The following is a 7,280-nucleotide window of genomic DNA, read 5'->3' as shown; positions in this document are numbered from 1 at the left end:
TCACGTCGTTCAGTGTCGCGGTCATCACGGCACCCTCCTCACCAGGCACAACGCCCGGTGGGTCAGGCCGGAAACACCGTTAGATCCACACTCCCGGATTCCTCGCTAAACCTCGTTGAAGGCGGCCAGGTCGACGATGAGGGGCCGGTGGTCGGAGATGGCCGACAGTGGCGTGTCGACGTGGGTGACGGGTGGCAGCCGGTCGAGGCCGTGCCGGTCGGCGAGGATGTGGTCGAGTTGGACGCGGGGTTGCCCGGCCGGGTAGGTGGGGCGTCGGCCGAGGGGCTGCCAGCGGGACAGCCACGCGGCGGGCCCGGCGGGCAGGTTGAGGTCGCCGAGGAGGATCCGTGGGGCGGGCAGGGTGCGCAGGGCGCGCACGACGTGGCGTAGTTGCAGCATGTTCCAGCCGGGGACGAAGGACAGGTGGGTGGCGGCGACGGTGAGTGGCCCGTGGGGGGTGTCCAGGACGGCGGCGAGGACGACGCGGGGTTCGTCGCGTAGCAGCATCAGTCCTCCGCTGGGGCCGGGGGCGTAGACCGGGGAGCGTACGGGGGCGGGGCGTAGCCGGGTGACTTCCCAGGAGCGGACGGGGTGGCGGCTGATCAGGCCGATGCCGTAGCGGGGTTCGCCGTGGCCGTCGTCGTCGTGGGTGAGGGGGCGGAACTGTTCGCCGGGGGTGCCGATGACGGCGGCGGCGAAGCGGTGTTCGGGGGCGTGCAGGGCGTGGGCGGCGATGGCGGTGAGGTCGAGGTTGCCGCTGCGGGACTGTTCGTGGTCGACCTCTTGCAGGGCGAGGATGTCGGCGTCGAGTGCGGTGACGGCGGCGGTGAGCCGGTGGGGGTCGACGAGCCCGTCGGTGAGGGACCGGCCGTGCAGCAGGTTGAAGGTGACCAGGCGCACCAGTTCACCCTACGTGGTCGTGGCAGGCTGGGCGGGTGCTGAAGGCGTTGGTTTGTTCGGTGTTGGTTTTCGTGGCGGTGGCGTCGGTGGGGTTGTGGGTGCGTCGTCGTCGGGGGCGGTGAGCCTGGCCACAACGGGGCTGTTCGGGGCGGTGCTGGTGAGAAGAATGACCGCCTGTGGATCTTGTGTCGCTGACGACCCTGTTGGGTGCGGCCGCCGTGGCGGGTTGGGTGGACGCGGTGGTGGGCGGCGGGGGGTTGTTGCTGTTGCCGGCGTTGTTGGTGGCGGCGCCGGGGGTGCCGGTGGCCACCGCGTTGGGTACGAACAAGTTGGCGGCGATTTTTGGCACGTCGACGGCGGCGGTGACGTATGCGCGGCGTACGAAGCTGGATTGGGCGGTGGCGGGGCCGGCGGCGGGGCTGGCGGTGTTGACGGCGGGGCTGGGTGCGGCTCTGGCGGGGGCGGTGCCGGCGGGGGCGTACCGGCCGGTGGTGTTGGTGGTGTTGGTGTCGGTGGCGGGGTTCGTGTTGACCCGGCCGCGGTTGGGGGTGTTGGCGCAGCCGCAGCGGCGTACGTCGGGGCGGGTGGTGGTGGCCGTGGCGGTGGCCGGGTTGGGTATCGCCCTGTACGACGGGTTGATTGGGCCGGGTACGGGCACGTTTCTGGTGTTGGCGTTCACCGCGCTGGTGGGGGCGGATTTCGTGCATGCCTCGGCGATGGCGAAGGTGGTCAACGCGGGTACGAATCTGGGTGCGTTGGTGGTGTTCGCGGCGACCGGGCACGTGTGGTGGCTGTTGGGGGCGGCGATGGCGGTGTGCAACGTGGTGGGCGCGGCGTTGGGGGCGCGGATGGCGTTGCGCCGGGGTGCGGGTTTTGTGCGGGTGGTGCTGCTGGTCGTGGTGGTGGCCCTGGTGGGCAAGTTGGGTTATGACCAGTGGGTGGCTGGCTGACCGGCCCGGTCAGGTGGCCGGGCCGGTCAGGTGGGTCGTTCAGGCGGCGTGCCGGACGACGTCGTCGTAGTCGAGGCGGGGCAGGCGCGCGTACCAGGCGTCTGGGCCGGGCTTGCCGAGGTTGACCACGAGCAGGGACTGCCAGCTGCTGTCGGCGAAGAATTCCTTGTCGAGGCCGGCGGCGTCGAAGCCGGCCATTGGTCCGGCGGCCAGGCCGGCGGCGCGGACGGCGAGCAGCCAGTAGGCGATTTGCAGGGTGGCGTTGAAGCGGGCCATCTGTTCGCGGCTGGCGGGGTCGTCGGCGAGGGCGTCGCGCATCTGCGGGCGGATCGGGAAGACGCGTGGGATGAGTTCGTGGAAGTCGGTGTCGGCGGCGAGGACGGCGACGAGCGGCGCGGCGGCGGTCTTGGCGCGGTTGCCGTCGTTCATGTGGGTGAGCAGCCGTTGGCGGGGTTCGCCGTCGCGGATGTAGAGGATCCGCAGGGGCTGGATGTTGGCGGCAGTGGGTGGGTACTTGGCGAGTTCGTGGATGGCGTGCAGTTGCTCGTCGGTGACTGGTTCGTCGGTGAAGGTGTTGGCGGTGCGGGCGTCGGTGAACAGCAGGGCCTGCGCGTCGGGGTGCAGGGTGATCGGGTGGTTCATGTAGTTCCTCGCTCTTGGCTAACTACTACTCAGATGGCAGCGGCTAGCTTTTTACTAGTGCCTCGGGTGTCAGGGTAGCCCCGTATCCTGGGGTGGTGACAGTCAGGCCGGAAGTGAGCCGCACCCCACGGGCGTGCGACGGGGGTCTCGCGCGGGCCTTCGCGTTCCTCGGCAAGCGGTGGAACGGCATGCTGCTGGGCATCCTCGCCGACGGTCCCGCCGGCTTCGCCGAGCTGGGCCGGGCGCTGCCGGGCATCAGCGAGTCGGTGCTGTCGGATCGGCTCGGTGAGCTGTGTCGGGTGGGCCTGGTCTCGCGCACGGTGCGGGAGGGGCCGCCGCTGGGCGTCAGCTACCAGCTCACCGACCGGGGCGCCGCCCTGGTGCCGGCCCTGGACGCGCTCGCCAGGTGGGCGCACGACCATCTGCCCGCCGAGGCCGGACGCGCCGGCGGCTGCTGATCACCGGCGTGTGATCATCGGCGGATGCCCGTCCGCGCCGAACACGACCGAACCGTCCTGGCGCAGCTGCTGCGCCGGGACCCGCTGCTGCACGCCTACCAGCTGGGCGACCTGGACGACTTCTTCTGGCCGTACACCTCGTGGTACCGCCGCGGCGACCAGGTGGCATTGCTGTTCCACGGCGTCGAGCTGCCGACCCTGCTCGCGTTGACCGCGCCGGAGCGGACCGGGGAACTGGCGGCGCTGCTGGAGGAACTCGCGTCGGTGCTGCCGGTCCGGCTGTGGGCGCACCTGTCCCCCGGCCTGGACGTGACCGTGGCCCGCTGGTACGAGGTGTCCGACGCCGCCGGGTACCACCGGATGGCGTTGACCGACCCGGACCGGCTGGCCCGGGTCACCCCCGCCGGGGAGGTGCTCGACCGTGCCGACCTGCCGGCGCTGCTCGACCTGTACGCGGTCGCGTACCCGGGCAACTGGTTCGAGCCGCGGATGCTGGACAGCGGCCCGTACGTGGGGATCCGCGACGGCGGCGACCTCGTCGCGGTGGCCGGGGTGCACGTCTGGTCCCCCACCTGGCGGGTGGCCGCGGTGGGTAACGTCGCCACCCACCCCCGGGTCCGCGGGCGGGGGTGGGCCGGCGCCGCCGTGGCCGCGGTGTGCGCCCGGTTGCGCGCCGACGTCGACCACGTGACGCTGAACGTCCGGGCGGACAACACCGCCGCCCTGCGCCTCTACGAGCGGCTCGGATTCACCCGGGTCGCCGATTTCACCGAGTGCGCGTTGCGCCGCCGCGCGTGACGCGCACGCCGGCCGGGCGGCGTCACAGCCCTCGGCGGGGCGAGTCGAACCGGCCGGCGCGGATCTCCCGTAGCGCCCGGCGGCGGGTGTCGCCGCGCAGTGTGTCGACGTACAGGCGGCCGTGCAGGTGGTCGGTCTCGTGTTGCAGGGCCCGGGCCAGGAAACCGCTGCCGGAGATGGTCAGCGGCTCGCCGTGCTGGTCGAGGCCGCGTGCGGTGGCGTGCATTGCCCGGGGCGTCGGGAAGTACAGGCCGGGGATGGACAGGCAGCCCTCGTCGTCGTCCTGGAGTGCCTCGGACAGCTCCAGCGTCGGGTTGATCAGATGGCCGCGGTGGCCGTCAGCGTCGTAGACGAACACCTGCGCGTTCACCGCGATCTGCGGGGCGGCCACGCCGGCCCGGCCCGGCGCGCCGAGCAGCGTGTCCATCAGGTCCTGCACGAGCGCGCGCAGGTCGGCGTCGAAGCTGGTCACCGGCTCGCAGGGGGTACGCAGCACGGGGTCGCCGATGATCCGGATCGGGCGCATAGTCATGCCCGGAAGGCTAACGGAGGGTGGCGGCCTATCTGTGGGGTGGACCTGGCGGGGCGGTGTCGTTCGAGATCGTTTCGGGGTTGGTGTGGAGGACTTGGCGGGCCTGTTCGGCGGCGCGGGTGATGCTGTCGCTGATGAAGTCGAGGAAGCGGGCGATGTTCTCCGGGCGGGTGGCGGCGGGGGTGCGGGGGCCGAGGATGGCGACGCCTTGGCGGGCGGTTTCGACGAGCTGGTCGTTGGATCGGGCGCTGGCGATGGTCGCCTGGTAGAAGAGTTCGTCGTCGACGATGTGGCGGTCGCGGCGGCGTTCGTCGCGTTCTCGGCGCACGAGGCTCTGGCTCTGCAGGAAGGCGATCGCTTTGGAGATGGACGCCGGGCTGACCTTGAGGCGTTGGGCGAGTTGGGACGCGGTGAGACTGCCCGCGTCGGTGGTGAACAGGCAGGTCAGCACCCGGGCCGCCATCTTGGGCAGGCCCGAGCCCATGAGGACGGTGGTGAGTGTCTCCTCGTGCTCGGCCACGGCCTCGGCGTCGCGTCCGTGCGACTGGAGGATCGACTCGGAGCTTCGGGCGGAGGCGGGCCTGCGCCGGTGGGCGCGGCGTTCGGTGGCGCGGTGGGCCAGGTCGGCGCGGCCCCGCCCGCAGCCGCGACACCACGACCGCTGAGCAGACCACCGTCACCTACACCGACGGCGTGCTGCGGATCCACACCCCCGAGCCCAGGAACCAGCTCTTCGGCCCCTCCGGATCCGTGGAGGTCACCGTTCAGCTGCCCGCCGGCTCCCGCGTCGAGGTCAAGACCGCCGGCGCCGAGCTGCGCGCCGTCGGCCGGCTCAATGGCCCCGCGCAGATCAGCACCGCATGGGGCGACATCCGGATCACCGAGGCCGTGTGCGGCACGGTCGCCTCGACATCCGCGCCACCACCTCCCCGGCGACATCAACCGCCCGCAGCCTCTGAAGGGACAGAGTGCATGACCCGCCACCCAGGGCTACTGGCGGTGCTGGGGCGGATCGGCGTCGGCGCTGCCCGACCAGGGACAGCGATGCGCAAACTCAGCCGGAGGCCGATCTTGTGTCACCGTTCGCAGTGGACTTCTTCGCGTGCCCGCTCAGATCGGTCAACGGCGCACCCGATAGCGCAGGTGAAGCACCCGGTTGCCCTGAATCACCACGTCAGGATCCTCCAACAGGTGCTGCGCGTGGACCGACCCGAAGTAGCGCTTGCCGGACCCGAACACGACGGGTACGACGTCCATGCGCACCTCGTCGACCAGGCCCGCGGCAAGCACCTGGCCACCGACGTCGCCAGCGGCGACCTCGACCACGCGGTCACCCGCAAGCTCCTGCGCCTTGGCCACGGCTGCCTCGACGCCGTCGACGAAGTGAAACGGCGCCGCCGGGTCCCAGCCCTCGGGCGCCGGCCGGTGCGTCACGACGACCACGTGGTCGATCCCGCCCGGAGGCTTTCCGTCCCAGCCGTCCGTCATGTCGAAGACGTGGCGGCCGACGATTGTCGCCCCGATCTGGTCCCAGTACGCCCGGGTGTAGTCGTAGGACGTCTGCGACACCTTCAGCTCGCCGCTCTCGTCCAACGGGACGTCACCGCCGGACAACCAGTCGAACAGCGGTCCGGGCTGGTCATTCTCGTCCGCGACGAAACCGTCCACCGACACCGAGCTGTACATGACCACCTTGCCCATGAGGCTCTCCTCTGCTTTCGGGTGCCCTCAACGTAGCGTGTCGTGAGCTGTCGCTCTGGTAAGGAATCAATCGGCCGGCAGCGGCCAGCCGTCCATCACGTGGCCGGGATGCTCGCGCAGGAACCGCCGCCGGGCTTCGACGTACCCGGGATGGTCCAGCCGCTCCATGCCCGGTCGGTGAGGGCGACGATGCGCTGCCGGGGTGAGGGTGACCAGAATGTGACAGCTGTTGGATCTGGAGTGTGGGAGGCAACCGGCGATGTATCCACCGATCGAGCCGTACGCGCACGGCCTGCTCGACGTCGGCGACGGCCAGCAGGTGTACTGGGAGACGTGCGGCAACCCCGACGGGCGGCCCGCCCTGGTGGTGCACGGCGGCCCCGGCTCCGGCGCCACCGCGTCCTGGCGGCGGCTGTTCGACCCGGCCGCCTACCGGATCGTCCTGTTCGACCAGCGCGGCTGCGAACGCAGCACCCCACACGCGAGCGACCCGGCGGTGGACCTGTCGGTCAACACCACCGCGCATCTGCTGGCCGACATGGAACGGCTGCGCGAACACCTGCGGGTCGACCGGTGGCTGCTGTGCGGGGCCTCCTGGGGTTCGTCGCTGTCCCTGGCCTACGCGCAGCGGCACCCGGATCGGGTCACCGCGCTGGTGCTGTTCAGCGTGGTCGCCAACACCCGCCGGGAGATCGACTGGGTGACCCGGGACATGGGGCGGGTCTTCCCCGCCGAGTGGGCCCGGTTCCGCGACGGCGTGCCTGAGGCCGACCGCGACGGTGACCTGTCCGCCGCGTACGCCCGGCTGGTCAACGACCCGGACCCGGCCGTGCGGGAGCGGGCGCAGCGGGACTGGTGCGCCTGGGAGGACGTGCACGTGTCCCTCGCCGGCGGCGTCGTCAAGCCCGACCCCCGCTACGCCGACCCGGTGTTCCGGGCCGCGTTCGTCCGGCTGGTCACCCACTACTGGAGCAATCTGGGGTTCCTGCCCGACGGGCAGCTGCTGCGCGACGCCGGGAAGCTCGCCGGCATTCCGGGTGTGCTGGTGCAGGGGCGCCTCGACGTCAGCGGCCCGCCGGACATCGCCTGGCAGCTCACCCAGGCCTGGCCGGACGCCCGGCTGGAAATCGTCGAGTCAGGCGGGCACGGCAGCGGCCAGGGCGTGGGCGAGCGGGTGATCGCCGCGCTGGACGAGTTCGCCCGGCGCTGACGGGCGGCTGCGCGATCTCGACCCGGCGAGCTCGCTCATGGGGGTAATCGCAGGCGGCCACTACACGATCGAGAGCCTGTGGCTGGGGC

At 71.5% G+C, this 7,280-nt stretch carries 9 protein-coding genes; 4 read left to right on the top strand and 5 right to left on the bottom strand.

All coding sequences use genetic code 11. From position 1 onward, the window contains the following. Positions 1 to 105: 105 nt before the first annotated feature. On the bottom strand, positions 106 to 900 hold the full coding sequence (locus ABZ671_RS32055; protein WP_357865115.1) for an endonuclease/exonuclease/phosphatase family protein: 795 nt from the start codon (positions 898 to 900) through the stop codon (positions 106 to 108). Between the two features lie 176 nt (positions 901 to 1,076). Here ABZ671_RS32055 and ABZ671_RS32050 point away from each other — a divergent pair, with 176 nt between their 5' ends. Further along, the gene (locus ABZ671_RS32050; protein ID WP_357865113.1) at positions 1,077 to 1,850 is read left to right on the top strand and encodes a TSUP family transporter; all 774 of its coding nucleotides are present in this window, start codon (positions 1,077 to 1,079) and stop codon (positions 1,848 to 1,850) included. Positions 1,851 to 1,889: 39 nt separating this feature from the next. On the opposite strand, the gene ABZ671_RS32045 is transcribed toward ABZ671_RS32050, so the two are convergent. Next, entirely contained in the window at positions 1,890 to 2,492 is a 603-nt protein-coding gene (locus ABZ671_RS32045; protein WP_357865111.1) for a malonic semialdehyde reductase, read from the bottom strand. A 95-nt stretch (positions 2,493 to 2,587) separates the two neighbouring features. Between ABZ671_RS32045 and ABZ671_RS32040 the strand changes: the two genes are divergently transcribed. Together ABZ671_RS32040 and ABZ671_RS32035 are read left to right on the top strand one after the other, a co-directional pair. Continuing rightward, on the top strand, positions 2,588 to 2,950 hold the full coding sequence (locus ABZ671_RS32040; protein WP_357865110.1) for a helix-turn-helix domain-containing protein: 363 nt from the start codon (positions 2,588 to 2,590) through the stop codon (positions 2,948 to 2,950). Between the two features lie 24 nt (positions 2,951 to 2,974). Beyond that, positions 2,975 to 3,748: a GNAT family N-acetyltransferase gene (locus ABZ671_RS32035; protein WP_357865108.1), complete on the top strand. Its 774-nt coding sequence runs from the start codon at positions 2,975 to 2,977 to the stop codon at positions 3,746 to 3,748. Between the two features lie 22 nt (positions 3,749 to 3,770). On the opposite strand, the gene def is transcribed toward ABZ671_RS32035, so the two are convergent. The 3 genes from def to ABZ671_RS32020 form a co-directional block, all read right to left on the bottom strand. Next, positions 3,771 to 4,280: a peptide deformylase gene (def, locus tag ABZ671_RS32030; RefSeq protein ID WP_357865106.1), complete on the bottom strand. Its 510-nt coding sequence runs from the start codon at positions 4,278 to 4,280 to the stop codon at positions 3,771 to 3,773. A gap of 28 nt (positions 4,281 to 4,308) precedes the next feature. Then, complete coding sequence (locus ABZ671_RS32025) at positions 4,309 to 4,800, bottom strand: helix-turn-helix domain-containing protein (protein WP_357865104.1); 492 nt, start codon at positions 4,798 to 4,800, stop codon at positions 4,309 to 4,311. A gap of 599 nt (positions 4,801 to 5,399) precedes the next feature. Continuing rightward, positions 5,400 to 5,981: a dihydrofolate reductase family protein gene (locus ABZ671_RS32020; protein WP_357865102.1), complete on the bottom strand. Its 582-nt coding sequence runs from the start codon at positions 5,979 to 5,981 to the stop codon at positions 5,400 to 5,402. A gap of 259 nt (positions 5,982 to 6,240) precedes the next feature. On the opposite strand from ABZ671_RS32020, the gene pip reads away from it, so the two are divergent. Beyond that, positions 6,241 to 7,191 (top strand): prolyl aminopeptidase, encoded by a 951-nt coding sequence (gene pip / locus ABZ671_RS32015; RefSeq protein WP_357865101.1) that lies wholly within the window; start codon positions 6,241 to 6,243, stop codon positions 7,189 to 7,191. The last annotated feature ends 89 nt before the right edge of the window (positions 7,192 to 7,280 follow it).

This window comes from Micromonospora sp. NPDC006766, assembly GCF_040636055.1.
GTDB lineage: Bacteria > Actinomycetota > Actinomycetes > Mycobacteriales > Micromonosporaceae > Micromonospora.
Note: the sequence above shows the minus strand (reverse complement) of the source record. Positions and strands in the feature narration are given on the sequence as shown.